This is a genomic window from Actinopolyspora sabaoui (assembly GCF_051225635.1).
In the GTDB taxonomy this organism is placed as follows: Bacteria; Actinomycetota; Actinomycetes; order Mycobacteriales; family Pseudonocardiaceae; genus Actinopolyspora.
Genome location: NZ_JBMIHH010000030.1, coordinates 1 through 424, shown reverse-complemented (window position 1 = coordinate 424; position 424 = coordinate 1). Strand labels below are relative to the sequence as shown.

General features: G+C 62.7%; 2 protein-coding genes. Both read left to right on the top strand.

Annotated elements, in window-relative coordinates:
* A partial coding sequence (locus ACOQFL_RS22845; protein WP_435546262.1) for a sigma factor-like helix-turn-helix DNA-binding protein occupies positions 1-234 on the top strand: 234 nt, incomplete at its 5' end.
* On the top strand, positions 231-424 hold a 194-nt coding region (locus tag ACOQFL_RS22840), incomplete at its 3' end, for a DUF4880 domain-containing protein (protein ID WP_435546261.1). The genes ACOQFL_RS22845 and ACOQFL_RS22840, both read left to right, overlap by 4 nt.

Here is a 424-nt window from a genome sequence, read left to right as displayed (position 1 = left end):
CACATGCCCGAGCACGTCGCGCCGTCGGAAGAAGAACGCGCAATCATCCTGCAAACCCTGGTGGAGCTGGATCAGCTGCTCGACGGCCTGCCCGTGCAGGTCAAACGCGCTTTCCTGCTGGCCCAGCTGGATGGCCTGACCTACGCACAAATCGGCGCTGAACTGGGCATCTCCATCGCCACCGTCAAACGCCACCTGAACAAAGCGGCCATGCGCTGCTATTTCGCCCTATGAATTTTTCCACTCAAGTCGCCGAACAAGCCGTGCACTGGCTGATGGAAATGCAGCAAGGCGCGCTCAACCCTCGCCAGCAAGCGGCCTGGCAGCAATGGCTGAACGCCCACAGCGAACACCAGCGCGCGTGGGACCATATGCAGCGCGTGAATCAGCGCCTGCGCGGCATGCCCTCGCCCCTGGCCCATGC